General features: G+C 68.5%; 24 protein-coding genes and 2 pseudogenes. 12 read left to right on the top strand and 14 right to left on the bottom strand.

Features of this window, described 5'->3' with window-relative positions:
- The first annotated feature begins 213 nt into the window (after positions 1 to 213).
- Together NC4_RS36600 and NC4_RS36605 are read left to right on the top strand one after the other, a co-directional pair.
- The gene (locus NC4_RS36600; protein WP_245722179.1) at positions 214 to 3159 is read left to right on the top strand and encodes an AMP-binding protein; all 2946 of its coding nucleotides are present in this window, start codon (positions 214 to 216) and stop codon (positions 3157 to 3159) included.
- Positions 3160 to 3269: 110 nt separating this feature from the next.
- Positions 3270 to 3518: a hypothetical protein gene (locus NC4_RS36605; protein ID WP_067548461.1), complete on the top strand. Its 249-nt coding sequence runs from the start codon at positions 3270 to 3272 to the stop codon at positions 3516 to 3518.
- An 83-nt stretch (positions 3519 to 3601) separates the two neighbouring features.
- On the opposite strand, the gene NC4_RS36610 is transcribed toward NC4_RS36605, so the two are convergent.
- The 6 genes and pseudogenes from NC4_RS36610 to NC4_RS36635 form a co-directional block, all read right to left on the bottom strand.
- On the bottom strand, positions 3602 to 4471 hold the full coding sequence (locus NC4_RS36610) for an alpha/beta fold hydrolase (protein ID WP_067548464.1): 870 nt from the start codon (positions 4469 to 4471) through the stop codon (positions 3602 to 3604).
- Between the two features lie 84 nt (positions 4472 to 4555).
- Positions 4556 to 5491 carry an NADP-dependent oxidoreductase gene (locus tag NC4_RS36615; protein WP_067548467.1) on the bottom strand — a complete coding sequence of 312 codons (936 nt, stop codon included), beginning with the start codon at positions 5489 to 5491 and terminating at the stop codon, positions 4556 to 4558.
- Between the two features lie 86 nt (positions 5492 to 5577).
- Positions 5578 to 7383, bottom strand: coding sequence for an AMP-dependent synthetase/ligase (locus NC4_RS36620; protein ID WP_067548470.1), 1806 nt, complete (start codon positions 7381 to 7383; stop codon positions 5578 to 5580).
- Positions 7376 to 7831 carry a MarR family winged helix-turn-helix transcriptional regulator gene (locus NC4_RS36625; protein WP_067548473.1) on the bottom strand — a complete coding sequence of 152 codons (456 nt, stop codon included), beginning with the start codon at positions 7829 to 7831 and terminating at the stop codon, positions 7376 to 7378. Before NC4_RS36625 ends, NC4_RS36620 begins: the two co-directional genes overlap by 8 nt.
- Before the next feature lie 114 nt (positions 7832 to 7945).
- Positions 7946 to 9084, bottom strand: a pseudogene (gene rffA / locus NC4_RS36630) (dTDP-4-amino-4,6-dideoxygalactose transaminase).
- On the bottom strand, positions 9081 to 10073 hold the full coding sequence (locus NC4_RS36635) for a glycosyltransferase (protein ID WP_067548476.1): 993 nt from the start codon (positions 10071 to 10073) through the stop codon (positions 9081 to 9083). Before NC4_RS36635 ends, rffA begins: the two are co-directional and overlap by 4 nt.
- Before the next feature lie 407 nt (positions 10074 to 10480).
- Between NC4_RS36635 and NC4_RS36640 the strand changes: the two genes are divergently transcribed.
- Genes NC4_RS36640 through NC4_RS36650 form a run of 3 tightly spaced genes read left to right on the top strand, consistent with a single transcriptional unit; the run spans position 10481 to position 13393 of the window.
- Positions 10481 to 12661 carry a hypothetical protein gene (locus tag NC4_RS36640; RefSeq protein WP_245722180.1) on the top strand — a complete coding sequence of 727 codons (2181 nt, stop codon included), beginning with the start codon at positions 10481 to 10483 and terminating at the stop codon, positions 12659 to 12661.
- Complete coding sequence (locus NC4_RS36645; RefSeq protein ID WP_067548479.1) at positions 12658 to 13161, top strand: GtrA family protein; 504 nt, start codon at positions 12658 to 12660, stop codon at positions 13159 to 13161. Before NC4_RS36640 ends, NC4_RS36645 begins: the two co-directional genes overlap by 4 nt.
- A gap of 10 nt (positions 13162 to 13171) precedes the next feature.
- Positions 13172 to 13393 (top strand): Trm112 family protein, encoded by a 222-nt coding sequence (locus NC4_RS36650; protein WP_067548552.1) that lies wholly within the window; start codon positions 13172 to 13174, stop codon positions 13391 to 13393.
- 34 nt (positions 13394 to 13427) lie between these two features.
- Here the strand turns inward: NC4_RS36650 and NC4_RS36655 are convergent, their stop codons facing one another.
- The 4 genes from NC4_RS36655 to NC4_RS36670 all read right to left on the bottom strand — a co-directional run bounded on the left by NC4_RS36655 (position 13428) and on the right by NC4_RS36670 (position 17184).
- Positions 13428 to 14036: a TetR/AcrR family transcriptional regulator gene (locus NC4_RS36655; protein ID WP_067548482.1), complete on the bottom strand. Its 609-nt coding sequence runs from the start codon at positions 14034 to 14036 to the stop codon at positions 13428 to 13430.
- Positions 14033 to 14824 (bottom strand): ABC transporter permease, encoded by a 792-nt coding sequence (locus tag NC4_RS36660; RefSeq protein ID WP_245722181.1) that lies wholly within the window; start codon positions 14822 to 14824, stop codon positions 14033 to 14035. The genes NC4_RS36655 and NC4_RS36660 overlap by 4 nt, the downstream gene beginning before the upstream one ends.
- Positions 14821 to 15552 carry an ABC transporter ATP-binding protein gene (locus tag NC4_RS36665; protein WP_067548558.1) on the bottom strand — a complete coding sequence of 244 codons (732 nt, stop codon included), beginning with the start codon at positions 15550 to 15552 and terminating at the stop codon, positions 14821 to 14823. Before NC4_RS36665 ends, NC4_RS36660 begins: the two co-directional genes overlap by 4 nt.
- Before the next feature lie 123 nt (positions 15553 to 15675).
- Positions 15676 to 17184, bottom strand: a complete 1509-nt coding sequence (locus tag NC4_RS36670) for a multicopper oxidase family protein (protein WP_067548485.1) — start codon at positions 17182 to 17184, stop codon at positions 15676 to 15678.
- A 219-nt stretch (positions 17185 to 17403) separates the two neighbouring features.
- Here NC4_RS36670 and NC4_RS36675 point away from each other — a divergent pair, with 219 nt between their 5' ends.
- Together NC4_RS36675 and NC4_RS36680 are read left to right on the top strand one after the other, a co-directional pair.
- Positions 17404 to 18606 (top strand): low temperature requirement protein A, encoded by a 1203-nt coding sequence (locus tag NC4_RS36675; protein WP_067548561.1) that lies wholly within the window; start codon positions 17404 to 17406, stop codon positions 18604 to 18606.
- 94 nt (positions 18607 to 18700) lie between these two features.
- The gene (locus NC4_RS36680; RefSeq protein WP_067548489.1) at positions 18701 to 19756 is read left to right on the top strand and encodes an NAD-dependent epimerase/dehydratase family protein; all 1056 of its coding nucleotides are present in this window, start codon (positions 18701 to 18703) and stop codon (positions 19754 to 19756) included.
- A gap of 12 nt (positions 19757 to 19768) precedes the next feature.
- Here NC4_RS36680 and NC4_RS36685 read toward each other — a convergent pair whose 3' ends face one another.
- Genes NC4_RS36685 through NC4_RS43755 form a run of 3 tightly spaced genes read right to left on the bottom strand, consistent with a single transcriptional unit; the run spans position 19769 to position 23248 of the window.
- Positions 19769 to 20791 (bottom strand): sensor histidine kinase, encoded by a 1023-nt coding sequence (locus NC4_RS36685; RefSeq protein WP_067548492.1) that lies wholly within the window; start codon positions 20789 to 20791, stop codon positions 19769 to 19771.
- Complete coding sequence (locus NC4_RS36690) at positions 20784 to 21479, bottom strand: response regulator transcription factor (protein ID WP_067548495.1); 696 nt, start codon at positions 21477 to 21479, stop codon at positions 20784 to 20786. Before NC4_RS36690 ends, NC4_RS36685 begins: the two co-directional genes overlap by 8 nt.
- A gap of 5 nt (positions 21480 to 21484) precedes the next feature.
- A complete protein-coding gene (locus NC4_RS43755) occupies positions 21485 to 23248 on the bottom strand; it encodes a hypothetical protein (protein ID WP_245722182.1) in 1764 nt (587 codons plus the stop codon).
- Between the two features lie 125 nt (positions 23249 to 23373).
- On the opposite strand from NC4_RS43755, the pseudogene NC4_RS45250 reads away from it, so the two are divergent.
- The 5 genes and pseudogenes from NC4_RS45250 to NC4_RS36715 form a co-directional block, all read left to right on the top strand.
- Positions 23374 to 23724: pseudogene (locus NC4_RS45250) on the top strand (glycosyltransferase); the annotation flags it as partial.
- 40 nt (positions 23725 to 23764) lie between these two features.
- Positions 23765 to 23980 carry a hypothetical protein gene (locus NC4_RS45255; RefSeq protein ID WP_439957590.1) on the top strand — a complete coding sequence of 72 codons (216 nt, stop codon included), beginning with the start codon at positions 23765 to 23767 and terminating at the stop codon, positions 23978 to 23980.
- Positions 23977 to 24663, top strand: coding sequence for a TIGR04282 family arsenosugar biosynthesis glycosyltransferase (locus NC4_RS36705; protein ID WP_067548498.1), 687 nt, complete (start codon positions 23977 to 23979; stop codon positions 24661 to 24663). The genes NC4_RS45255 and NC4_RS36705 overlap by 4 nt, the downstream gene beginning before the upstream one ends.
- A gap of 2 nt (positions 24664 to 24665) precedes the next feature.
- Positions 24666 to 25799 (top strand): molybdopterin-dependent oxidoreductase, encoded by a 1134-nt coding sequence (locus NC4_RS36710; RefSeq protein ID WP_157555449.1) that lies wholly within the window; start codon positions 24666 to 24668, stop codon positions 25797 to 25799.
- Positions 25796 to 26224, top strand: a complete 429-nt coding sequence (locus tag NC4_RS36715) for a hypothetical protein (protein WP_067548504.1) — start codon at positions 25796 to 25798, stop codon at positions 26222 to 26224. Before NC4_RS36710 ends, NC4_RS36715 begins: the two co-directional genes overlap by 4 nt.
- Here NC4_RS36715 and NC4_RS36720 read toward each other — a convergent pair.
- Entirely contained in the window at positions 26113 to 26934 is an 822-nt protein-coding gene (locus NC4_RS36720) for a DsbA family oxidoreductase (RefSeq protein ID WP_084530135.1), read from the bottom strand. The genes NC4_RS36715 and NC4_RS36720 overlap by 112 nt on opposite strands.
- Between the last annotated feature and the right edge of the window lie 18 nt (positions 26935 to 26952).

Here is a 26952-nt window from a genome sequence, read left to right on the forward strand (position 1 = left end):
GTTTCCGTCAGGCGCCCGATGGCGTTCGCAGGTTCACACCAATTTCCGACCGGTCGGATTCGATCGGCGGCAGTCCGGGCGGTCGGCCGGGAGATAGCCCGCATGGTGCTGGTCACAAGCGCAGCGCAGTAGGCTGACCCTATGGGAAGCTCGTCAGGCCGCGTTGGGGCGGATAGCGCAGGTCACGAGCAGGGTAGGTCTGGGAGCAAAGCCGTGAAATTCAATACGAAGTCCGTTGTCGGGCCGATGCAGCGTCTGATGGCGACCGCGCAGAACGGGCTCGAGGTGATCCGGTTCGGGGGACTGGTTCACGACATCGAATCCTCGCCGTACGAGATCGTCGAACGTAAGCGCATGTACCGGCTGCGCCATTACTTCCCGGACGCCGCGGGCGCCGACCGCCCGGTCGTACTGCTGGTGCCGCCGATCATGGTCACCGCCGAGATCTGGGACGTGAACGGCGAGGACGGTGCGGTCGGCATTCTGCAGCGCGCCGGAATCGACTGCTGGGTGGTCGATTTCGGCTCGCCCGCCGTCGAGGAGGGCGGCTGGGATCGCGATCTGGCCGACCATGTGCTGGCGGTCAGCAGCGCCGTCGACACCGTCAACGAGCTCACCGGCCGCGGCGTGCATCTGATGGGGTACTCCCAGGGCGGGCTGTTCGCCTATCAGACCGCCGCCTACCGCTTCGGCAAGGGCGTGGAGTCCATTGTCACCTTCGGCAGCCCGGTCGACGCCGTCGCGGGCATGCCGTTCGGGCTGCCGCACGGGCTGGCCTCCGATATGGCCGACTTCCTCAGCGATCATGTGCTCAACCGGTTGCCGATCACCGATTCCATGGTGCGGCTTGGCTTCCAGGCCCTGGATCCGGTCAAGACCGCCAAGGCCCGCCTGGACTTCCTGCGCCAGCTGCACGACCGCGAGGCGCTGCTGCCCCGGGAGCGGCAGCGCCGATTCCTGGAAGCCGAAGGCTGGCTGGGGTATCCGGGGCCCGCGCTCACCGATCTGCTGCAGCAGTTCGTCAAGCACAATCGAATGATGCTGGGCGGGTTCGTCATCCGCGACCAGGTCATCTCGCTGGCGGAGATCCGGTGCCCGATCCTGGCCTTCGTCGGCGAGGTCGACGATATCGGCCAGCCCGCCGCCGTGCGTGTCATCCGCCGCGCCGCGCCGCATGCCGAGGTGTACGAAGCCTCTTTGGTGGCAGGGCATTTCGGGCTGGTCTCCGGTTCCACCGCGACGCGGCAGACGTGGCCGCTGGTGTGCGAATGGGTGAACTGGCTGAGCGGGCGCGGTGAGCTGCCCGAGGACATCGAGCTCATGAACGATCACGTGGCGCGCAAGCGTCCCAGTTCGGCGTTCACCCGCGCCGTGCACGCCCTCGGCAGTCTCGCGGAGGCCGGGGCCGGACTGGGCAAGGCCGTGGAGGGCGTGGCTGGGCAGACGCTGCGCGGCACCGTCGAGCTGACCGGGGAGGCGGCCCGCGCGCTGCCGCGGTTGACCCGGCTCGGCATGATCCAGCCGCATACCCGAATCTCCCTGGGCCGCTTGCTGGCCGAGCAGGCGCGGCGGAGCCCGAACCAGGATCTGTTCCTGTTCGAGGATCGCGTGCACACCCAGGCGGCGGTCAATCAGCGCATCGACAATGTGGTGCGCGGTCTCATCTCCGTCGGCGTGCGCCCGGCCACCCGGGTGGGCGTGGTCATGGAGACCCGGCCCAGCGCCCTGGCCGCCATTGCCGCCCTGTCGCGGCTGGGCGCGGTGGCGGTGCTGCTGGCGCCGGGCAGCGAACTGCCCAAGGTGGTCGAGCTGACCGGCACCAAGCTGCTCATCGCCGATCCGGAGAACCTGCGGGCCGCGGCCGCCACCGGGACGCGGGTGCTGGTGCTCGGCGGCGGGGAATCACGCGGGCTGGATATTCCGCCGGGCTGCGATGTCACCGATCTCGAGCAGATCGATCCCGCGCGGGTGACGCTGCCCGCCTGGTATCGCCCGAATCCGGGCCTGGCGCGCGAGCTGGCCTTCATTCTGGTGACCGGCACCGGTGACCGGTTCGACGTCAAGCACGTCACCAATCACCGCTGGGCGCTGTCCGCCTTCGGCACCGCCTCCGCCGCCGATCTGGGGCGGCGCGATACCGTGTACTGCCTTGCGCCGCTGCACCATTCCTCCGGACTACTAGTGAGCCTGGGCGGCGCGGTGGCGGGCGGCAGCCGGATCGCGCTGGCCCGCTCACTGGATCCCGCGCAGTTCGCCGCGGAGGTGCACCGCTACGGCGTCACCGTGGTCACCTACACCTGGACCATGTTGCGCGACATCCTCGATGCCGACACCTTCCCCAATGGTCACCCGCATCCGATCCGGCTGTTCATCGGCTCCGGTATGCCCGCGGGACTGTGGCGGCGGACGCAGGAGCGTTTCGATCCCGCGCGCGTGCTCGAGTTCTACGCCTCCATCGAGGGAGATGTGGTGCTGGCCAATGTGCTCGGCGCCAAGATGGGCAGCAAGGGGCGGCCGGTGCCCGGCACCGCCAAGGTCGAACTCATCGCCTACGACCCGACCACCGACGAAATCCTGGTCGAGGACTCGGGTTTCGCGCGTCGCTGCGCGGACAACGAAGTGGGGCTGCTGATCGGCACCACCACCGATACCGTCGACCTGTCCGCGGGCGGCCTGCGCGGCGTCTTCGCCCCCGGTGACGCCTGGATGCCGACGGAGAACCTCTTCCGCCGCGACAGCGAGGGCGACTACTGGCTCATGGACCGCCGCGACACCGTCATCCACACCCCGCGCGGCCCGGTCTTCACCCAGCCCATCGTCGACATCCTCAATGACATCACGGCCGTGGATATGGAAGTGGCGTACGGGCTTCCGGCCGGTGACCGCACCCTCGCGGTGGCCGCGGTGAGCATCCGCGCGGGCCTGCGCCTGGAGTCCAAGGATGTCACCGAGGCCGTGCGCGCCCTGGCCCCCGACCAGCGCCCCGATCTCGTCTACGTCGTCGACGACATCCCCCGCAGCTCCACCTTCCGCCCCTCCACCCGTGCCGTCCAGGCCGCGGGCCGCCCGCAGCCCGGCGACCGAACCTGGTGGTACAACCGCGAATCGGAGACCTACGAGGACCTGACGCCCGACCTCGCCCAGCGTTTGTCCCTCTGACCGGCGGGTTTTCACTCGCTGGAACACGTTCACGAAACGGTCACGATCGACACGGTGGAATGGCTCTCAAGCGGGTCGCAGAGACCCACCCGAATGAGAGGAACCACCTTATGTCGATCGTGAAGAAGGCTCTGGGCGCGTCCGCCATCGCACTGGGCGCGGTCGCCCTGGTCGCCGCCCCCGCCAATGCCGAAGAGCTGAAGGTCGACGGCAACTACGCCACCGTCGAGGCCTGCGCCGCCGACGGCAACGGCGGCAGCTTCGAAGCGGGCGGCGTCCAGCTGCGCGGCGAGGACGGCTGGCAGTGGCGCTGCGACCAGGGCACCGACGGCCTGTGGTACATGACCATCTTCCGCTGATCGCGCGCAATCCCTGACACACCCCGGAAGGCCCCCAACGCCGAAGCGTTGGGGGCCTTCCGCTTTCCGCGTTCTCGCGTGGTTCACGCTCGGGCGCGGTCGTGGATGTCGACGAAATTCAGGAAGCGGGGGATCACCTCGTGGGGGTTCGCCCAGAGGAGGTCGTGGCCGATGTCTACTTCGGCCGATGGGATGTGGGTGCGGGCGCGGGATGCAGCGAGTTCGGGGTTGGCGACTACCGTTTCGGCGCCGAAGAGGATCAGGGTGGGTGCGGTGATGGCCGAGAGTTGGGTGTCGGTGAAGGGGCGGTCCCAGGGCATCGCCATGCGGAACTTCAAGGCCGCCATGGCGAGTGCGAACTCCTCGTCGGTGAGGTCCGCGCCGGGCATGAGCCACTTGTTGAACATTCGCATGCGGTCGGGGGTCGGCCGCAGGCCCGCCATGAGGAATTTGAGAAGAAGACGCCATTGCGGTTTGGCGAAGGTGGACGCGCTGGGCTCGAACATGGTCAGGGTTTCGAGGCGTTCGGAGTTGTGCACGGCTACGGCACCGGCGAGCCAGGCGCCCAAGGAGTTTCCGGCCAGGTGGACGCGGTCGACGCCGAGCCCGTCGAGGACCTGGGTCATCCACTTCGCGATGTCGGCGGTGTCGCTTAGGGGCGAGGTCTGTACGCAGCGCCCGGCCCAGCCGATGATGTCCGGCGTGTACACGACGTGGTCGCGGGCGAACGCTTCGATAAACCGATGCCATGCCTGACCATTGCCGCCGATGCCCGGCAGCAGCATGATCGGCGCGCCCTCGCCCTCTCCGGATTTGCGCACTCGTGTTGTCCCGAAGGACGTTTCGACATCGACATTGGTCGATGGCACCGGCCATGTCGCGGCCACGGAGTCGTAGACGCTCAGAAATGTCGCTTCCGCTGCCGCACTGGTGAATCGCCCGATCTTCGGCATGGTTCCCCTCCTAGCTTGATGATACGAACATACCACGCAAATGTTATGGATGTACCACCAAGCGTCGGGGTGGGCGATGACGGGTCAGTCGGCGATCTGGATGACGGTCTTGCCGCGCAGTGCGCCGCGTTCGCCGAGGGTGTGGACGTGGGGGAGGTCGGTGAGCGGGTAACGGTTGCTCACGTCCAGGCGGAGGGCGCCACGGTCGACCAGGGACGTCAGGTTTGCGAGCTGGTGGGCGTCGCTGCGGACGAAGATGTTGTCGGCGCGCACCTTTCGGCCGGGGTCGGGGTGGGCCGGAGTGGTAGTCGAGACCAGTGCGCCGCCGTCAATGATGTGTTCGCGGAGAGCTGCCAGGTCGGCGTCGGAGTTGCGGACGAGGTTGATGACGATGTCGACCGGTTCGTGGATCGCCTCGGCGACCGGTGTGCGGGTGTAGTCGATGATCTCGTCGGCGCCCGCGGCGCGGATCGCGTCTCGGCTGCGCGGGCTCGCGGTGGCGATGACGTGCGCGCCGAAATGTTTGGCGAGGCCGACGGTGAATCCGCCGACACCGCCACCGGCCCCATTGACGAGCACGCGCGAGCCCGCGTGCACGCCCGCGTACTCGACCAGCGCCTGCCATGCGGTCAGCTCGGCCGAGGGGAGTGCGGCGGCGTCGACTAGCGAGACCGAACTCGGGGCGGGCGCGAGCAGGTGCGCCGGGGCGACGACGTACTCGGCGGCGGCGCCGGGTGCGTTCATCGGCAGGAACGCCACGACCGCGGTCGAGACGAGTGCGTGGTCGACTCCGGGGCCGACTGCGGTCACGACGCCGCTGACATCGATGCCGGGGATGTGCGGCAGCGTCAGCGGGAATTCCTGCCGCAGGAAGCCCGCCCGGATGGCGGCGTCGACCGGGTTGAACGTCGTGGCGGCGACGCGGATGAGCGCTTCGCCCGGGCCCGGCGCGGGGGTCGCGATGTCGGCGAGTTCGAGGACGGCCGGGCCGCCGTAAGTGGTGAATCGAATGGCTTTCATGCCAATGAAATTACGAACCCGGCCACCCCCCCGGCGAATCAGTCGAATGACTGCGGCACCGACTGTGCCGCAGCGCCTTCGATGACTCAGTTGCGGTACATGCCCTCGATCGCGTCGGCGAAGCGTTCGGCGATCACGTGGCGCTTCACCTTGAGGGTGGCGGTCAGTTCGCCGGATTCCTCGGTGAGGTCACGGTCCAGGATGGCGTACTTCTTGATCGACTCGGCGTGGGAGACGGTGCTGTTGGCGTCGTCGATGGCGCGCTGGACCTCGGCGCGGAGGGCCGCGTCGTCGCGGAGTTCGGCGATGGTCGCGGTGGACGGCTTGCCATTGGCGGCCTTCCAGGCCGTGAATGCCTCGTGGTCGATGGTGATCAGCGCGGTGATGAAGGACCGGCCGTCGCCCACCACGACCGCTTGCGAGATCAGCGTGTGCGAACGGATGAGGTCTTCCATCGGGCCGGGGGAGACGTTCTTGCCGCCCGCGGTGACGAGGATGTCCTTCTTGCGGCCGGTAATGGAGAGGAAGCCGTCTGCGTCGAGGGCGCCGAGATCGCCGGTGCGGAGCCAGCCGTCGTGCATGGCCGCGGCGGTGGCCTGCTCATTGCGCCAGTATCCGGCGAAGACCACGCCGCCCGCGAGCTCGATCTCGCCGTCCTCGGCAATGCGAACGGCATTGCCGCCCAGCGGTTGTCCCACCGTGCCGACCTTGATCGAGCCGGGCACATTGACGCAGTGGGCCGCGGTGGACTCGGTCATTCCGTAGCCCTCGTAGATCGGCACGCCGACACCGCGGAAGAAATGGCCCAGCCGGGGCGCGAGCGCGCCGCCGCCGGAGATGGCGAACTCGCAGTGGCCGCCCAGCGCCGCGCGCAGCGGCGCGTACACCAGGCGGTCGCAGAGCGCGTGCTGCAGGCGTAGGAGCATGCTCGGCCGGTGCGTGAATCCGCCTGTGCGGTCCATGCTTTCACTCCACCGGATGGCGGTGCGCTCGGCGAATCGGAAGATCGCGCCCTTGATCGCACCGCCGTCGGCCGCCTTCTTGTACGCACCGTCGCGCACCTTCTCGAAGACGCGCGGCACGCCGAGAATGGTGTGCGGGCGGAAGCGGGTGAACTGCCCGGTAATGGTCTTGAAGTCCGCCCAATGCGCCTGGGTCATGCCGCCTTCCAGCGCGGCCAGCGACACCGCGCGGGCCAGCACGTGCGCCAGCGGCAGGAAGGTGAGCATGCGCTGCCCGGGCTTGGCGACGTCGCCTATGCTGGCCTTCAGGATGCCGCGCACTTCCGAGAGCAGATTGCGGTGGGTGAGCATGCAGCCTTTGGGGCGGCCGGTGGTGCCGGAGGTGTAGACCAGTGAGGCGAGGCCGTCGGCGCGCAACCCGTCGAGCCGCTCGCGCAGCGCCTCGTCGGGAGTGTCGGCGCCGTCGGCGATCAGGACCGCTTCGGCCCCGTCGTCGATGACCAGGGTCCGCCGCAGCGTCTCCGGGGCGTCGGTGAGCAGTTCCTTGTGCCGCGCCGTCTCCACCACCGCGAGCGCCGCCCCGGAATCCTCGAGAATCCACCGCACCTGGTCGGCGGAGGACGAATCGTAGACCGGCACGGTCACCGCCCCCGCCGCCCAGATGGCGAAATCGAGCAGCGACCACTCGAACCGGGTCGCCGACAGCAGCACGACCCGATCGCCCTGCTGAATGCCATTGGCGATCAGCCCCTTGGCGACCGCGGAAACCAGCCGCGCGAACTCCGCGGCGTCGACATCGACCCACTGTTCCCCGATGGGCCGGGAGAACAGTACGCGCTCGGGAGCCTGGTCGGCCTGCTGATAGACCGAACCGACGATGGTCTCGTCCTCGGCAATGGTGAAGGTGGTCGCTGCGGCGAACTCACGCATGATCGTCTCCAATGGTCGGATCGGTATGACGGAAGCGCTGAAGCGCGTGGGCGAAGTCGGCGATCTCGCCGGGAGTCCAGTCGGCCGTGCGCTCGTCGAGCTGAGCGAGGTCGTGTCCGGTGGCCGCGGCGAGCACGGCACGCCCGGCGGCGGACAGGGTCAATGGGTACCCGGCGTGCAGGCTGCCCTCCCCGGCCTCCACCCAGCCCGCGTCGGCACATGACCGCAGCTGCCGCGACACCGTCGACCGATGCACGCCGAACGCCTCGGCGATCTCGGTGGCCCGGCAGCCCGGATTCCGGCCGATATACGACAGTGCCGCCTGCTGCGCGAACGACGGCAGCCCCTCGGCAGCGGGACGCCCCGCGATGATCTCGCGGACGATCTGCGTCAGCGCGTCGTGCACCGCGACGAGCTCGGCAGACCACCGCCCAGGTGGGTGTTGCATAGCGCAACTATAGCCCCTGAGATCACAGCCATTTGCCAGGGAGTCGCCAACCCCCGCCCGGTGCGATCCAGCGGCGGCGAGGGCAACGAGCCGTGATGCGCTCTGGTGGGGAAATCAGACGGTGAAGCCGGTGACGCCGTCGAGCACGCGGGTGAGCTGTTCCTCGGTGAGTCCGGGCCACAAGGGCAGGCGCACAACGGTTCCGGAGAATTCGGCGCTGCGGGCGCAGGGGGTGGGGTGCGGCCGAGTTTGAGGCCCGCCGGACTGGAGTCGAGGGGGACGTAGTGGAACGGGGCCGAGATCCCGTGGGCCGCAAGGTGGGCGATGAGGTCGTCGCGGCGGGATTCGGTGGGGACGCGCAGGTAGTAGAGGTGCGCGGTGTGGTCGCGATCCGCGGGGACGGTCATGAGGCGGACGTCGTTGCGGGCCGCCCATTCCGGGAGACCGGCGGCGTAGGTGTCCCACACGCGGTGCCGGTTGGCCTGGATGGTGTCGAACTCCTCGAGCTGGGCGTCCAGGACGGCGGCATTGAGTTCGCTGGGCAGGTAGCTGGAGCCGATGTCCTGCCAGGAGTACTTGTCCACCGCGCCGCGCAGGAAGCGCGCCCGGTCGGTGCCCTTCTCGCGCATGATTTCCGCTCGGCCCATGAGGATTTCATAGGTGAGCAGCAGCGCGCCGCCCTCACCGCAGTGCACGTTCTTGGTGTCGTGGAAGCTGAGCGCGCCGACGGTGCCGATGGTGCCGAGCAGGCGGCCGCGCCACCGGCCGCCCAGGCCGTGGGCATTGTCCTCGATGAGCGCCAGGCCGTGCGCGTCCGCGAGCTGCTGCAGGCGTTCCATATCCGCGCCGACGCCGCCGTAGTGGATGATCACCACGGCCTTGGCCTTGGGCGTGATGGCCGCGGCCACCGACTCCGGATCGATATTGCCGGTCTCCAGGTCGATATCGGCGAACACCACCGTCGCCCCGCGCAGGGCCATGGCGGTCGCGGTGGAGGTGAAGGCGAAGCTGGGCACGATCACTTCGTCGTCGGGCCCGAGTTCCAGGAGCAGCCCGGCCATTTCGAGCGCATGCGTGCACGAGGTGGTCAGCAGCGCGTACGGCGCGGCGGTGATCTCGCGCAGTTTGGCGGTGGCGGCCGCGGTGAACGGGCCGTCACCGTGACTGTGATCCGAGGACAGCACCGCCCCAACGTTCGCCAGTTCGTTCTGCGCGCGGAACGGGCGGCTGAAGATGATGCGGTCCGTGCTCACTCGGGTCGATTCCCCTCGTCGCTGTGCTGATACCGGCGGGGCTGCTCCGGGCGCGGCGTCGGCGAATCCACCGTCAGATACAGCGGTTTGCCGACGAGCACGTGCAGGGCCACCCCGAGATACTCGGCGATCAGGCCGAGGGAGAACAAGATCGCGCCGGAGCAGAGCAGCAGCACCATCATCAGTGACGCCCAGCCCTCCGGATCGCCGCCGCTGTCGGTGAGCGCGTGCCACACCACCCATCCGGCCATGACGCCGCCGCCCAGGGCGATGGAGACGCCGAGCAGGCTCACCAGCCGCAGGCCGCGAGTTCCGCTGCACAGCACCATCTTCCAGAACAGCGAGAACAGCCGCCGGTAGTTGTACCCGGACTCCTCGCGGCCCTCGGCGCGCAACTGTACCGGCACCTGCGCGACCTCGCCGACCACCCAGGTCAGCGCGACGTCCAGGTACACGCCGTTGGAGGCGACCTCCGCCAGCTGGCGCGCGATATCGCCGCGGATCAGCCGGTAGCTCTCGAAGCGGGTGGAGTCCGGGAAGGCGAACACCGTGGCGAGGACGATCTTGGCGCCGCGCGAGGTGATATTGCGCAGGAACCCGTGCGGGCGGGTGTTGGTGGGCTTGGAGTACACCAGATCGGCGCGCTGGTTCAGCGCCGCGTCCAGGAAGTCGCTGATGAACGCCGGATCGTGCTGCCCGTCCTCGTCCATGGTGACGGTCCAGTCGCCGCGCGCGGCGGCCATACCGGCGATGGTGGCGGCGTCTTGCCCGAAGTTGCGGCTCATCCACACCACCCGCACCTGCGGGTAGGTCTCGGCGAGCTCCTGCAAGACCACATCGGAGCGATCCGGCCCGTGATCGTGCACCAGGATGATCTCGTCCACCCAGTAGGCCGCGCCGCCCGGCGTGACCATCGGCCCGCCCAATTTGTCCAACTCGGCAACCAGTGGGCCGATCGTATTCTCGCCCCGATACACGGGGACGACCACGGAAACGGCGTGCGTCCGCGTCTGCCCGTTGGGGCCGCGGTATTCGCTCGACGCGGTCGCTTCGGACCGGTACGTGCGTTCGGACGGAATCGGCGTCAGCTCAATCGACTTTCGAGGACGGTGCGTGCCGGAACTCCTCGCAGAAAACCAGAGCCCGAGCCGCGGGAAACTCTAACACGGTGCAGGTCGCGGCAATCGGCTCGGCGGGTCATCATCACATCATGCTCGCGTCCGGCGCGGCGCGCGCAATCGGCGGGCCCATGCCATCGTCCGGCGCGTCCCTGTAGGGTCTGGAACTCGTGGTGGAAAGTGCAGTTTCGAAGGTGGCCGAGTCCACCGATTCCGAGCCCCGGGAGCGCTCGGCGAGGCGAGAGAGAATCCGCTGGGGAGTCATTACCGCGATCGGTGTGGCACTCGGCTATCTCGCGGTAGTGCTGGCCAATCCCCGCCACTTCTTCACCGATGACACCGAATCCCAGTACACCGGACTGTGGGTCATGTTCGGCCGCGCCTTCCGCGACGGGCATTTCCCGCTGCTGGCGCCGGAGCAGTGGATGTCGGGCAATTACACCAATGAGGAAGCGGGCCTTTTCAATCCGCCGCAGCTGCTGATCGATCTGATCGCGCCCTCGGTGCCCAACCTCGCGGTCTACGCGACCATCGTGAAGCTGGTCTTCGCCATCATCGCCGCGCTCGGCGTGTACCGCGTCTGCCTGGCCTACGGCAGCCGCCCCGAATGGGCCGCGGCCGCCGGTGTCGCCTTCCTGTTCAGCGGTTTCTTCCTGTTCTTCGATTCGGCCAGCTGGGCCACCGCCATGACCGGCACCGCGTGGATGATCCACGCCTGGGCCTCCTCAGTGCGCTATGTCCGCGGGCAGAGCGGGCCGATTCCGGTTTTCGTCTACCTGTACCTGGCCATCTCGGTGCAGTACGTGTTCCCGGCCGTGGAGGCCGCGCTCATGCTGGTCGCCGTGGCGGTCGGCGAGCTGGTGCTGCGCGGCAAGGCGGCCTGGCTGCCGCTGACCAAGCTGACCGCCGCCGCCCTGTGCGCGGGTCTGGCCGGGCTGCTCACCTTCCTGCCCAGCATGCTGTCGGCCAAGGTGAGCTGGCGCGGCACCGCGCAGATCAATAACGACCAATTCCTCACCGTGCCGTGGTCGGAATCGCTGAATGCCAGCCTGCCCAGCACGCTGCCCGCGTTCAGCTCCTGGTGGGGCTATGTGCAGCCGCTGCCCATGGTCTATATCGCCTGGTTCCTGATTCCGGCGCTGGCCTTCGTGGATTGGCGTGCGGCGCGCGAGCATTGGAAGGAACTCGTCTCCATCGCGCTCTTCGCCATCATGATGCTCATGTGGACCGCCGGGCCCGGCACCATCGGCCCGCTGCGCTGGCCCGCGCGTGTGCTGCCCATGCTGGCGCTGGGTCTGCTGGTGCTGGTGTGCGTGCTGCTGGGGCGCTTCGGCACGGTCGGCGAGTGGCGCAAGCGCGGTATCGCGGCGGGCGTGCTCATCCTGCTGCTGTGGGTGCGCACCTTCTCCGCCGATCCGCACGATGTCGTGTGGCATGTGCTGTCCGCGGTCGTGGTGGGCGCGCTGGTGGCCGGTGTGGTGTATCTGGGCCGCACCAAGGGCACGGCGGCGGCGGTGCTGCTGACCATCGGCGCCATGTTCCCCATCGCGTATTTCCAGGTGCTCGGGGCGAATCCGGACATCATGTCCTGGGATCTGCCCGCCAATCGGCAGGAGGCCCGGGAAGTGTTCCCGAAGTTCGACACCGGCACGACGCTGCAACTGAGCGATCGCGGTTTGGTGCAGCCCGCCGACAAGAGCCTGCGCGGCGCGTACGGTTCGCTGGTGTGGGGTAACTACGCCAAGGACCTCGAGCTGAACTATGTCAACGGCTATACGCCCAACGGGCACTTCTACTTCGGTGAAATGCTGTGCATGCGCTGGGACGGCAGCGTCTGCCCCGACGCCTACCGCCGCATGTTCGCCCCCGAACCGACCACCGGTCGCACCCTGGTCGATCTGATGCTCATCGACCGGGTCGTCCTGCAGAAGGCCATGTTCCCCGACGCGGGCAACCAGCCCGCCCCCGAAGGCTGGCATTTCGTCGGCGTACCCGGCCACGAGAAGTACATCTGGGTCCTCGAACGCGACAACGGCCTCGTTTCCACCGTGAACGGCCGCATCGGCGACGCCCACGATGTCACCGCCACCTCCCTCGGCGAAACCGACGAAACCAGCCGGGTCCGCGTCACCTCCGAATCCGGCGGCCGCCTCACCCTGGCCCGCCTGGGCTGGCCCGGCTACCGCGTCACCTTGAACGGCAACACCATCCCCTTCACCATGGTCGCGAATTCCTTCGTCGCCGTGGACATTCCGGCGGGCACCACCAATGCCGAACTCGAGGTGAGCTGGCGCCCGCCGGGCTGGAAGATCGGCATCGCCGCCGCCGCGGCCGGTCTGGCCGGTGTGGCCGTGCTCCAGTGGCTCTGGATCCGCTCCCGCCGCCGTGGCACGGGCGCACCGGTCACGGCGGACGAGAACGGTTCGCCCGACCGCGAATTGGTAGGTAGCGCCTCGTGAACGCTCCCGCACCGGGACCGGTCTCCGGCGGCGCGGTCCCGGCCGACCTGCCGCCCGGCCCGCTGCTGCGGCTGGTGCGGCGGCAAGAGGTCGCCTATGCGCTGGTCGGCGGCTTCAACACGGTTATGGGCATGGCCCTGACCATTATGTGGCTGAAGATCCTGGATGGTTCCGTCTCCAAGGACATCGCCGCGGCGCTGTCGGTGGTGCTGGCCTACACCATCAGCATCGTGATCGCCTTCGTGCTGCATCGCACGCTGGTGTTCCGCGTGCGCGGCCAGGTCGTGCGCGATTTCATCGCCTTCGTCGGTGTGAACTCCGTCGGCATGGTCCTCAACATGGTCCTGTTGCAATTCGTGGTCTCGGTCTTCCACGCCCCCGAGGAACCGGCCGCCGTCGCGGTCATGGGCCTGGTCGCGGTGGTCACCTTCTTCGGCCACCGCCACATCTCCTTCCGGCGCGACGCACACGATTCCCAGCCCTCCGCCACGGCCCGGTAGGTTGAAGGTCATGTCGGAGGAAACCCTGGACGCCACCCTGCTCACCCTGCTCGCCTGCCCCCAGGACAAGGGCCCCCTGCAACTCGTGCGCGACGAGAACGGCGACAGTGTGCTCTACAACCCGCGCCTCCACCTCGCCTACCCCATCGACAACGGAATCCCGGTCCTCCTGGCCGACGAAGCCCGCCCGGCCACCGACCTCGAGCACATCTCCTTCACCGCTCAGGGCTGAACCCGAACCCGGCCACCGCCGAGGCGGCCCCCGGTCAGTCGATCGGCAGGTCGCCGGTGAGGTAGCGCTGGAGGGTGGGGCCCACGGTGGCGGTGAGTTCGTCGATGGGCATGGAGGCCAGGGGCTCGAGTTGGAGCATTTTGCGGGTGACCAGGAGACCGGCCAGTTGGGAGGCGGCCAGGACCGCTCGTTTGCGGCCTGTGCCCCGGGGGGAATCGACTCGGATCTGAACGTCTTTCAGGACGATTTCGAGGAGGAAGGCTCGGGCCAGGGCTGGGTCGCCGCTGCCGAGGAGGGTGCGGAATGCGGCGACGGCGGGGACGCCGATGGGGGAGTCCCAGACGCCGACCACGGTTCGGACTATGGTTTCGCCGAGTTCGTGGAGGGGGGCGGCGGCGACCTGTTTCAGGACGAAGTCGGGGTCTATGGGGAGTTCGATCGCGGCGCTGAAGAGTTCCTTCTTATTGCCGAAGTAGTGGTGGACCAGGGCGGGGTCCACGCCCGCGGCCCGCGCTATCGATCGGATCGAGGCCTTGTCGAATCCGACCTCCGCGAACCGGGCCCGGGCGGCGTCCAGAATCGCCGTCCGGGTGCCGGATTGGCCGGGCCTGCGCCCGCTGCGCCCGCTGGTATCCGCCGTCACGCGGTTCGCCTCCGGAGGGTGGCCGCGCCGAGAGCCAGTGCGACAATGGCGAATCCGGCCACGATGGCGAGGTCGCGCCACATTTGGCCGGTTGCGCCGGTGTGGGTGGACACCTGTTGGAGGGCGTCGACCGCGTAGGAGAGCGGGAGGACGTTGGAAGTTGCTTCCAGCCAGCCCGGGAGTTGGGCGCGGGGTACCAGGAGACCGCACAGGAACAGTTGGGGAACCACGATTACCGGCATGAACTGGACGGCTTGGAATTCGGTGCGGGCGAAGGCGCTTGCCAGTAGGCCCAGCGCCACCCCGAGAATGGCGTCGACCACCGCGATGAGCACCACCAGCAGTGGGCTGCCCGCGGATTCCAGATCCAGGAGCCAGAACGCCACCAGACAGGCGATGGTGGCCTGGCCGGTCGCGGCGACGGAGAAGGCGGTGCCATAACCGGCGAGCAGATCGAACTTGGACAGGGGAGTGGTCATGAGCCGCTCCAGGGTCCCCGAAACCCGTTCGCGCTGCATGGCAATGGCGGTGATGAGGAACATGACGACGAAGGGCAGGATGCCCAACATGGTGATGCCGACGCGGTCGAACAAGGGGATCGCGCCCGGCATGGTGGGGTAGTTCTGGTAGATGAAGTAGAGCAGGGTCATGAGGACCGCGGGGACCACGAGAATCATGGCGACCGTGCGATGGTCGGCGCGCAGCTGTTTGAGGATGCGCACGGTGGTGGCGGCGTAGCAGCGCAGCGGCTTCGGTCTGGCGGGGCGGGTCAGGGTCTCGGTGCTCACAGTTCTTCTCCCATCCGGATGAGCGCGAGGAAGGCGTTCTCCAGGCTGAATTCTCCGGTGCCGGAACGCAATTCGTCGGGACTGAGCTGGGCCAGCAGGTGGCCCTCGCGCATGAGCAGGAGCTTGTCGCAGTGCTCGGCCTCGTCCATGACATGGCTGGACACGATCAAAGTGCGCCCGCCGCGGGCCAATTCGTGGAACTGCTCCCACAGATCGGCGCGCAGCACCGGGTCCAGGCCGACGGTCGGCTCGTCCAGAACGAGCAGCTCGGGATCGGCCACCAAGGCGCAGGCCAGGGAGGCGCGCGTGCGCTGCCCGCCGGAGAGCTGGTTGCCGCGATTGCCCGCGTGGCTGCTCAATCCCACGGCGGCAATGGCGGTTTCGACATCCTCGTACGAACACCCGTACAGCGCACCGAAATACGCGACATTGTCGGTGACGGTGAGATCGTCGTAGATGCTGGGCGCCTGGGTCACATAGCCGACCCGCCGCCGCAGCCCGGGTGCTCCGGCCTCTTCGCCGAGCACCTGCACCGAGCCCGATTCGATGAGCTGGGTGCCGACCATGCACCGCATGAGCGTGGTCTTCCCGCAGCCGGACGGCCCGAGCAGACCGGTAATGCTGCCTCTCGGCACGGTCAGGGAAATGTCTCGCAGAACCTGTCGCCCGCCGCGGTGCACCTCGAGGTGGTCGATGGCAATGGCGGGCGGTGAGCTGGGCGCGGTCACGATCACCCTCAATTCATCGAGTGTTGAATTCACTACGTGATGAATTCTGCGCTTCGGCGGCGCACAGCGCAAGACCCGCCGCGTGTCGTCCTCACACGCGGCGGGTCGGAGGAGCGGAACCGATCAGTGACCGGCGTGCTGCATCGGCGGCGTACCGGCCTGACCACCGGGTTCCACGACCACGAATTGGCCCATCATGCCCAGGTCCTCGTGCCAGAGCAGATGACAGTGATACATGTACGGCGTATTCGGATCGGCGGGCCCGTCGAAGCGCACCACCAGCCGCACGGTGCTGCCCGGCGCCAGGAACACGGTGTCCTTCGGCCCGCGCAATTCCGGCGGCGGCGCCCCGCCGTCCACCTCGGCGACGGCGGACTGCACATCGTGCACGTGGAAGTTGTGCGGCATCCCGTCGTTGTTGCGCACGACCCAGGTCTCGGTACTGCCCCGCGTGATCGTGGCGTCGATCCGGTTCATATCCATTTCCTGACCGTTGATCTGCGCGAACTGCAGATCGAACGGGCGCTCGCGCACTGAATCCGCGGCCTTCGGCAGTTCGGAGGCGACCAGCTCGGACGGCAGCGCGGGCGAGGGCCGCAGCGTATCGGCGGCCCGCAGTTCGAGGATGTCGAACCGGTCGTCACCGCCGCTGAACCGCTGATTCCAGAAGTCCATTCCCGCGTCGATGGGGTTGCCGCGCAACACCACTCGCTCACCGGCCCGCATGCGGACCACGATCTCGGCCCGCTCACCGGGCGACAGCTGGAGCCGATCGAGCTGAACCGGCTGGTCCAGCAGACCGCCATCGGTGCCGATCAGCGCGAACGATCGATCATCGGCGAAGCCGAAGTTGAAAATCCTTGCGGGAGAAGCATTCAGCAGCCGCAACCGGACGAGCTCATCGCCGACGTTCCGATACGGCGCGAGCGTCCCATTGACCATGGTCTGCTCCCCGAGGAAGCCGATATCGCGGAACATCTTGTGCGCGGTATCGAATCGCGAACCGCGAAACTGCACGTCCTGCACGATGATCGGCAGATCGTCCACCCCGTATGTGCGCGGCAGCGGCAACGCGTCGGCGATATCGTCGTCGAGCAGGAACACCCCGGCCAGCCCGCGCTGCACATGAGTTTCGGTCTTACCGTGCGGATGCGGGTGATACCAGAGGCTGGCCGCCGGTTGGTTCACCGTCCATTCCGGAGTCCAGGTCGCACCCGGCTCCACCATCTGATGCGGCCCGCCGTCCATGGCCGCGGGCACGTGCATCCCGTGCCAGTGCACCGTCGAAGCCTCGTCGAGACCATTGCCGATCTGCACCCGCACCTTCTCCCCGCGCCGCGCCCGCAGCGTCGGCCCGAGGTAATCGCCATTGAACCCCCAGGTCTCGGTCACCTGCCCCGGCCGGAATTCCCGCTGCCCCGAACGCATGTCGAGCCGGAACACCCGCGTGCCGTCCGCCTCGACCACCGAATCCGCCAAGGGCGGAATGCTCAGCTCGTTGGTGAAATCCACCGCGCCGACCGTGGACACCTCGGCCGAGTTGTACACCCACACCGCGCCGCCGCCGATCAAGAGGCCCGCCGCCACCAGAAACACCGTGATACCCAGCGCTATTCGCCGTACTGCCACCATGGCGCAAACGGTAGGAAATCACCGGCCGCCGCCACATCCAGGAGCGCCCCGATCCCGCACCCCACCCCGACCCCGAGATGTCCCTGAGCCGCACCCCCTCCGGACTCCGTCGCGGCGGGCGGGCAGCCCTGTGTCACGAAATTCCGCCCAGTGAGAATCTCGCTCGAAACCGGCCGCTCGGTACCGCGATTTGCCCGATTCACCTCTACGCTCACCTCCGTGACCAGCAACACCCCCGGCGAAGCCGATGATCGCGCCGAAGGCGGCCAACTCCGCGCCTCCACTCTCGAGCTGTTCTTCGACCTCGTCTTCGTATTCACCATGACGGCGCTGACGCACTCCTTCACCCACCACCCCGGCTGGACCGCCCTCGGTCAGGTGGCGCTCATGTTCGGCCTCATCTGGTGGATGTACACCGGCTATGTGTGGCTGACCAACGAGGTGGCGCCGGACAATTCCATGCGCCGCACGCTGCTGCTCATCGGCATGTTCGGCTTCTTCGTCATCGCCTTGGCGATTCCGGGCGCCTTCGAAGGCTCCGGTGTGGCGTTCGGTGTCGGCTATGTCCTGGTCAATACCGTGCACACGGTCCTGTTCGCGGTGTCCGGCGGCGAGTCCTCGGTCCGGGCGATCCGCGCGATCGGCCCGACCAACGCGCTGGCGGCGGGATTGGTGCTGGCGGGCGGGTTCATTCACGGCTGGCCGCGCTACCTGCTGTGGACGCTCGCCTTCGCCGTCGAGGTCAGCTCGCCGTATCTGGTCGATACCGGCGGGTTCGTGGTGCGCGTCAGCCATTTCTGTGAACGCCACGGCCTGGTGATCATTGTCGCGCTGGGCGAATCGGTGGTGGCCATCGGCGCGGGGCTGGCGGGCCGGGAGATTACGGTCGGTCTGATCGCCATGGTCGCCCTGGGGCTCACGCTGGTCTACGTGCTGTGGTGGGCGTATTTCGGCCACGACGACGAACACGGCGAACACGCCCTGGCGGCGCTGTCCGTACCGGATCGGATACGACCCAGCGTGCTGGCGTACGGCTATTCGCTCTACGTGCTGCTGGTGGGAGTCGTCATGACCGCCGCGGGTATCAGCATGACCATTGCCCACGGCAATGAATCCGCCTCCACCGCGGCCGCTCTGGCCCTCTCCGGCGGCGTGGCCCTGTACTTCCTGGGCCAGTTCGCCTTCCGGCTGTCGCTGAACCTGCCCCGAGCCTGGCTGAAACTGGTGGCCGCACTGGCAGTCCTGGCCACGGCGCCCATCGGGGTCATCTGGGTGGCCTGGGGTCAGCTGGCTGTCCTGATCGTCATCGCCTACGCCTTCGTGATCGCCGACGACGTGATCACCATCCGCGCCGGGGAGGGCGGCCGGTACACCAACCGCTCCCGCTTCGCGGCCCGCGTCGGCCGCCGCCCCACCGGGTGACATATCGGCCACAGGGATGACCAAAGTCTGACGGTCGCGCGCCACGCCGCCGCGAGGCGCGCGAATCACGGCGACCGCGCCCAGAATCGACGCCATGCGCGTACTGCTGACCGGCGCCGCCGGTTTCATCGGCTCCCACATTCGCCGCGCCCTCGCCGCCGCCGGGCACGAGGTCCTGGCCGTGGATCTGATGCTCGCGGCCGCTCACGGACCCGACGCGAGCCCGCCGGACGGCGTGGATCGGGTGGACGTCCGCGATCCCGACGCCCTCGACGCCCGGCTTCGCGGTATCGACGCGGTCTGCCATCAGGCGGCGGTGGTCGGCGCGGGGGTCAGCGCCCAGGATGCGCCCGCCTATGCCTCGCACAATGATCTGGGCACCGCGGTCCTGCTGGCCGCCATGGATCGCGCGGGCTGCCGCCATCTGGTGCTGGCCTCCTCCATGGTCGTCTACGGCGAAGGCCGATACCGGGACGCACCAGCGGATTTCGTACCGGGCCCGCGGTCGCGCGCGGATCTGGACCGCGGCCTCTTCGATCACCGCGGCCCCACCGGCGACCCGCTCGGCTGGGCCACCATCGACGAGACCGCGCCGCTGCGACCCCGCAGTCTCTACGCGGCGAGCAAGGTCGCGCAGGAGCATTACGCCGCGGCCTGGGCCACCGCCACCGATTCGACCGTCACCGCGCTGCGCTATCACAATGTCTATGGTGACGATATGCCCAGGGACACACCATATTCCGGCGTGGCCGCCATCTTCCGCTCGGCGCTGGAGGCAGGCCGTGCACCCCGGGTCTTCGAGGACGGCCGCCAGGCGCGGGATTTCGTCCATGTGCGCGATATCGCGGCCGCCAATATCGCGGCGCTGGAACAGCCCCTCGATGCTTTCACGCCGCTGAACATCGCCTCCGGCGACCCCATCACCATCGGCGAGGTCGCGGTCATCCTGGCGGCGGCGAGCGCGGGCAAGGATCCGGTGATCACCGGCGAATACCGCGCGGGGGACGTCCGGCACATCGTGGCCAGTCCGGAAAAGGCAAGGCGGGAACTGGGATTCGCGGCCGCGATCGACCCGTCCAAGGGCTTGACCGAATTCGCCACCGCCCCATTGCGCGCCGCGGTCGCGACCGGAGCGCCCACCTGGCGCTGATGCCGTCGGCGCCTACGCGACCGGCAGTACCGGCAGGCGGATCTGGAATCGCGTGCCCTGGGTGAGGTTCTCGGCGCTGATGCTGCCGTGATGGGCCTCCATGAGACCGGCGGCAATGGCCAGGCCCATTCCGCTGCTGCTGCCCAGGCCCGCGGCGGCGGGGGAGCGGGCCGCGGTGCCGCGGTAGGCGACCTCGAAGATTCGGCGCAGGTCCACCTCGGCGATGCCCGGACCGGTGTCGTCCACGCGGATCCAGGCCTGGTCATTGTCGGTGCCGGTGGAGATGTCGATGCGCCCGCCGGGCGGGGTGTGCGCGAGTGCGTTCGCCACCAGATTCGTCAGCACCCGGGTCAGTGCGGCATCGCTGCCCGACACCAGGATTCGGCTCCAGGGCTGGCGGGCGGCAATGGCGATATCCGCGCGGTCGGCCGCCGGACGGTAGGCGCCGAGCACCTCGTCGACGATCTCGCGCAGATCGATGGGTTCCAGCTTCAGCCTCATGGTGCCGGAGTTGATCTTCGACATCTCGAACAGGTCGTCCACCATATCGGAGAGCCGATTGGTCTCCCGCACAATCTGATTCGCGTAGCGCTCCACATCCTCCGGATTGTCGACCACGCCGTCGGAGAGCGCCTCGCCCATGGCGCGGATACCGGCGAGCGGGGTGCGCAGATCATGGCTGACCCAGGTGACCAGCTCGCGGCGGGATCGTTCGGCGGCGCGCTCCTTCTCCAGCATCCGCCGCTCCCACACCGTTTTTCGTGCCTGCGCCCGGCCAAGCAGGATGGCGGCGGGCACCGTGACCGCTGTGACCACGCTCAGTACCACCGCGATCTTGGCGAATTCGCCGGTGAACATGAGACCGCTCGTCGCGATCACGCCGGTGAGGGTGGCCACGGTCGGAATCAGCACCAGCACGGGCATACTCGTGGTCATCGCCCGGTTGCGGGTGAACCGCAGCAGGATTGCCCCCACCGCCACCACTGGCAGCGAGCCGAGCAGCGCGTAGCCGATGAGATTCGGGATGTCATTCATGGGAGACGCCCTCGGAATCGGTACGGCCCCAGGCGTATCCGCGGCCCCACACGGTATCGATGCGATGCGCCGTGCCCAGTTTGGCGCGCAGGCGTTTGATGTGCACGGTCACCGTCGACAGATCGCCGAAGCTCCACCCCCACACCTGGGCGAGCAGTTCCTCCCGGCTGAACACGCGGCGCTGATTGGCCAGCAGGAAGGCCAGCAGATCGAATTCGCGCGCGGTCAGCTCCACCGGTGCCCCCGCGACGGTCACCGTCCGCGCGGCCCGGCGCAATTCGACACTGCCGCCGCTGAGCACCTCCTCGGCGGTGACCGCCGCCGGATTCGCCCGACGCAGCACCGAGGCGACCCGCAGCGCAAGCTCCCGCGGACTGAACGGCTTGGTCACGTAATCGTCCGCGCCCGCCTGCAATCCGATCACCCGATCGTCCTCCTCGCCGAGCGCGGTGAGCAGAATGATCGGCATATCCGGATGCGGCCCCGACCGCACCCGACGGCACAACTCGATCCCGTCCGGCGCGGGCATCATCACATCCAGCACCGCGAGCGCGATGTCATTGCGCTCCAGCACCGCCGCCGTGGCGGGCCCGTCAGCGGTCTCGACCACCTCGAGCCCGTCCCGCTCCAGATACCGCCGCACCACCTCACGGACCACCGGATCGTCATCGGCCACCAGAATGCGCATGTGAGTCACCAATTCGTGAGTATGAAATGAACCAGTAGCAATGCCCCACCCGCCTGCACCATAAGCCAACCCCGCACCGCCCGGCCCGGCAGCAGCCCCGTCCCCGCCAGCACCCACACCGCGAACGGCAACCAGATCCGTTCCGTCTCCGCCTTACTGAGCCCACTCAGATCCGCCAGCAGCAGCGCCACGACCCCCGCCCCGGCCACCACCGCAGCCGGATCCACCGCCCCCCGCCACTCCGCAAGCCCAGACCAGCCACGAAACCCGCTGCGAACGAACCATGTCCGCCACCCACGCCCACCGTGAATCGCAAGCGACCCCGCGCCGACCACCGCGTCCCGCGCCGCCCCCAACCGCGCGCCAACCACCGCGTCCCGCGCTGCACCCAACCGCGCGCCGACTGTCGCGTCCTGCGCTGTTCCGGCCTGTGCGCTGACTGGTCTGTCGTGCACTGCCCGCAATTGCGCGCCGATCGGCCTGTCTCGCGCTGCCCCTGACTGCGCGCTGACTGTCGTGTCGTGCGTTGCCCCCAACTGCGCGCCGACTGGCGTGTCGTGTGCTGCTCGCGACTGTGGGCCCATCGGCGTATCTCGCGCCGCTCCACGCAGCGCGCCAATCCGCAGGCCCCACGCCGCTTCCCGGAGGAGTTCGAACCGTAGGCCGCCGAGGACCCGGTGCAGTGCGGCCGCCGCGGCTAGGCCGACGGCGCACAGTGTGGCCGCGAGGTTGGCCCACACCCAGTACGAGTAGGGGCGCTCGCTGGCGATGCCCTGGTAGTACCGCTCCACCACTAGGTGATACCCATCCAGCCACCAGAATCCCGCCGCCTTGAAGGTCAGCACGACCAGTGCGACGCCGATCAGCGCGGGCACGGCGGGTCGCAGTGACCGCGCCACCAGGACCGCGGCCGCGGGCACCGCCATGAGTACCATGCCGTAACTTAGGAACAGCCCGAACCCGAAGAGCAGCCCGGAGGCGAGGGCCTGCGCCACCCAGTTCCGTCGGAGCCGAGTCGCCAGTGCCAGCAGTGCGACGGCCCATGCGGTCACACCCGCGAACAGCGCGTCCGCAGAGACCGCCAGCCAGATCGCCGCCGGTGCCAGCACGAGGAAAGGTAGTGCGGCACGGGCTCTTTCCTCCGCGCCGAGCGCTCGCACCGCCACCGCAACGGCGACCGCCGCACTGCATCCGGCCAGCAGGCAGAGCAGTCCGGCCCACGCGCCCCCGCCGAGCCCGATTCGATCCAGCGCCACGAAGGTCAACAGCGCGCCCGGCGGATGCCCGGACACATGCGTGGTCCACGAATCCGGCTGGAAATCCAGGATGCGGCCGCAGAATCCGTGCAGCATCTCCCCGATGTCGGCGACCCCGCCGACTTCGGCGAGGTACTCGTCGCGGGTGATGAGCCGCCCCGCGAACCCGCGCTGCCAGCCGTCCACCATGGCGAGCGCGAAGGCCCACGCGACCGCCGTCAGCCAGGTGACGAGCAGCAGCCGCCGCCAGGGCAGCCGTCGCGCGAGCTCCGGCCCGAAACGCACGACGAGCACGGCGATGACGAACGCCGGGATGGTGCCCCACCCGGCGTGCGGCAGCCACTCGCCGAATATCGGTGCCGCCCCGGCATACAACCGGCCCCGGGCCTGTTCGCTCATGATTAGCGGCACCAGGAATGCGGTCGCGAGCAGCGCCACCGCCCCCGCCGCGCAGTACAGGTCGGCGCGCCGTAGATCGAGGCGCGGACGGGTCAGGACGGGAGCATTCCGCACGGGCTCCAGCCTAGGCCGCGGACCGGCCGGAACCCGCCCGGAATGAGCGTCGGTCCAGCTCCCGTCATACTTTCGTCACCGGTCGCTACGGGTCTTTCCGGCCGCCCCGGCCCTACGGTCTAACCGTGACCGATTCGAACGAGGAACCCGGAGTCACCGTCGTCATCCCGTGCCGGGACGAAGCGGGCGCGCTTCCCGGCGTACTTTCGGCAATCCCACCCGGCTATCGGGTGATCGTGGTGGACAACGGTTCCGCCGACGCCACCGCCGCCGTGGCCCGCGCCGCCGGAGTCACCGTCGTCGCCGAACCCGTCCCCGGCTACGGCAGTGCCGTGCAAGCGGGTGTGGCCGCCGCCCGCACCACCGTGGTGGCGGTCCTGGACGGCGACGGATCCATGGACCCCCGCGAATTGCCCGCGCTCGTAGCCGAACTCGCTCCCCACATCGACATGGTCGTCGGCCGCCGCCGCCCGCCTCCGCCGCCACTACGGCCTGGCCGTCCACGACATAGCCGCCATGCGCGTCACCCACCGCACCCGCCTCCTGGCCCTGGGCCCCCTCCACCGCCGCTCCGGCTACCCCCTGGAACTGCTGGTCGCCGCCGCGAAATCCGGCTGGCGCCTGGTCGAACGCGACATCACCTACCGCCCGAGAACCCATGGCGCATCCAAGGTCTCGGGATCACTACGCGGAACCATCAAGGCCGCCAAAGACTTCTGGAGCGTCCGATGAGTACCGTTCTTCCCGCCACGCTGCTGGTGATCGCGAAAGCTCCCATCGCGGGTTTCGCGAAAACCCGGTTGACTCCGCCTCTTTCGCCGCGTGATGCCGCCCGCCTCGCCGCCGCGGCGCTGCTGGACACTCTGGCGGCGGTGCGGGCCAGCGGTACCGCCGAACGGATAGTCGCGTGGACCGGCGAGCTGGCGGATGCCGAGGAGCCCGATGCGCTCGCCGAGGCGTTGCGTGACTTCATTGTGATTCCCCAGCGCGGGAACACCTTCGGTGAACGCCTGGCCAATGCGCATGCAGACGCCGCCCGCCGCGGATTGCCGGTGCTCCAGATCGGCATGGACACCCCGCAGGCGGGGCCGGAACTGCTGGCGCACTCGGCCTCGCGTCTGCTCACCACAGGCGACGCGGTGCTCGGGCCCGCGGTCGACGGTGGCTGGTGGGCGTTGGGCCTCACCGATCCGCGTCCTGCCCGGCTGCTCGCCGAGGTGCCCATGTCGACCGCTCGCACCGGTGAGCTCACGCGAGCAGCGGTGCGCCGCTGCGGTTTCCGGGTGCACCGGCTGCCGATCCTCAGCGATGTGGACACCTATGACGATGCCCTGGCCGTGGCGGGCCGGTCGCACGGTCGCTTCGCCACCGCCTTCCGCCAGTTGCACGCCACGAAGACGCCGGTTCCCTCATGACCATGCTGCCCGCACCGATTGCCGAGCGAGTATCCCCGGCAAGAGGTCCCGCTGTCGCTGCCCGCGTGGGTATCGCGTTGGGCATCGCCATTGCCATCTGCTTCGTGACCGGTTTGATCAGTCATTGGATTCAGCATCCGCCGGGCTGGTTCGTCTGGCCCGCACGTCCGGTGTGGCTGTATCGCGTCACGCAAGGCGCGCATGTGATTTCGGGTGTGGTGGCGATTCCGCTGCTGCTGGTGAAGCTGTGGTCGGTGTATCCGCGGTTGTTCGCCAAGCCGTTGATCGGCAATCCGCTGCGGATGCTGGAGCGGGGATCGATTGCCGTGCTGGTGGGGTCGGTGATCTTCCAGCTCGTCACGGGGCTGTTCAATATCGCCCAGTACTACCCGTGGAAGTTCTTCTTCACCACGACGCATTACGCCATGGCGTATGTCGCCTTCGGTGCGCTGGCCGTTCACCTGGCCGTGAAGCTGCCGATCGTGCGCGCCGCTCTGACCAGGGCGGAGCCGGACGCGGCTGCCGATCACGGGTCCGGGAACGGTATTTCACGCCGGGCCGTGCTCACCGCCACGGGCCTCGCCGCCGCGGTGGCCGGTCTCGCGGTGGCCGGGCAGACCGTGCCGTTCCTGCGGTGGGCGGCCGTACTGGCGCCCCGCAGTGGTGAAGGGCCGCAGGGTCATCCGGTGAACCGCACCGCCGCCGATGCCGGGGTGGGGGAGAAGGCGCGCGCCGCCGGATACCGTCTCGCCGTCCGGATCGGGGACGTGCGAAGGGAATTCAGCCGTGCCGAGCTGGCAGCCCTCCCGCAGACCGAGTCCGTCCTCCCGATCGCCTGCGTCGAAGGGTGGAGCGCCACGGCGTGCTGGTCCGGGGTCCGGCTAAGGGATCTGCTGGCGGCGGTCGGCGAATACCCAGGCGGCGACGTGCGTTTCGAATCCCTGGAGTCCGGCGGCCTCTATCGCACCTCGGTGCTGCCGCAGCGGCACGCCGTCGACGCGTCCACCCTCATCGCCCTGCGGCTCAATGGCGAGGAGCTGAATCTCGACCACGGCTATCCCTGCCGCCTCATCGCCCCCAACCGCCCGGGTGTGCTGCAAACCAAATGGCTCTCGACCATCGAGGTGCTGTCATGACCACAGCCCGAATCCTGCTGATCGCATCCGGCGTCGGACTCGCCGGTTACGGCGTCACACTGCTGCTCGAGATGAGCACCCGCGACCTGATGTCCGTCGCCCTCTGGTTGGCGGCCGGAATCCTGGTGCACGACGCGGTTTTCGCACCACTGTGCGCCGCCCTGGGCGTCACCGCGCGGCGGCTTATCCCGCCCGCGTGGCAGGCCTCGGTGGCCTGCGGCGCGGTGTGCACGGTCGCCCTGCTGTTCCTCGCGGTCCCCGTGCTCGGCCGCGCCGGAGCCATCCCCGGCAACCCCACCATTCTCGACCGCCCCTACCTGTCCGGCCTGGTCATCGCCCTGGCCGTGATCTGGCTGCTCGTTGCGGCCAATATCCGTCGATCGACACCACGACCGGCATCGAAAGCAGAAACTGTGAAGCCATGACAGATTTCTCCGACCTCCGCGCCCTGTTCATCAACTGCACCCTGAAACGATCCCCCGCCCGCAGCAACACCCAGGGCCTGATCGACCTCAGCGCCCGCATCATGGAAAAGAACGGCGTCCAGGTCTCCCACATCCGGCCCGTCGAGCACGAAGAACGGCACGCCGCGCGCACCGAGCCGCGCGGCATCGGCCTCATCGCCGCGGACGGCATCGGCGTAGGCATTCGGATCATCGAGCACCGCGCGCACGGCGACCTCGTCGAATCCCGCATTCACCGCCACCCGCACGAGGCGCTCGGCATTACCGAACAGCGCCTGTTCCTCGGCCAAGTTCGCCGCGTATAGGGCGTCCAGCATGGCTTCCTGCTTGCCCTGCTCCAGCGCGAAGTGCAGCAGCCGATGAATATCGAAGCTGTTGCCGAAATCGCGCCCGGAAGTCTGGTACGTCAGTCCCATGGCTTCGGCCTGCGCGCCGAGCCCGCGCTCATTGGCCGCGGCCTGCGCCTCGCTGATGCCGTACTTCTCCGCGATATGCGGGGTCACCGGCGCACTCAGATCCTTGGGCAGGGTCGGATCGAGCTCGAAGGACTTGTGCACCACCCGCACCTGCTCGCGATGCGGGAACGCCGCGAGGGCCTCCTCGAAACGCCGCTTGCCCAGGTAGCAGAACGGGCAGTTGATATCGGTCCAGATCTCGACCTCGACAGCCATGACACCTCGTTCAATCGG

Origin of the sequence: Nocardia crassostreae (assembly GCF_001613405.1) — a bacterium.
Lineage (GTDB): Bacteria > Actinomycetota > Actinomycetes > Mycobacteriales > Mycobacteriaceae > Nocardia > Nocardia crassostreae.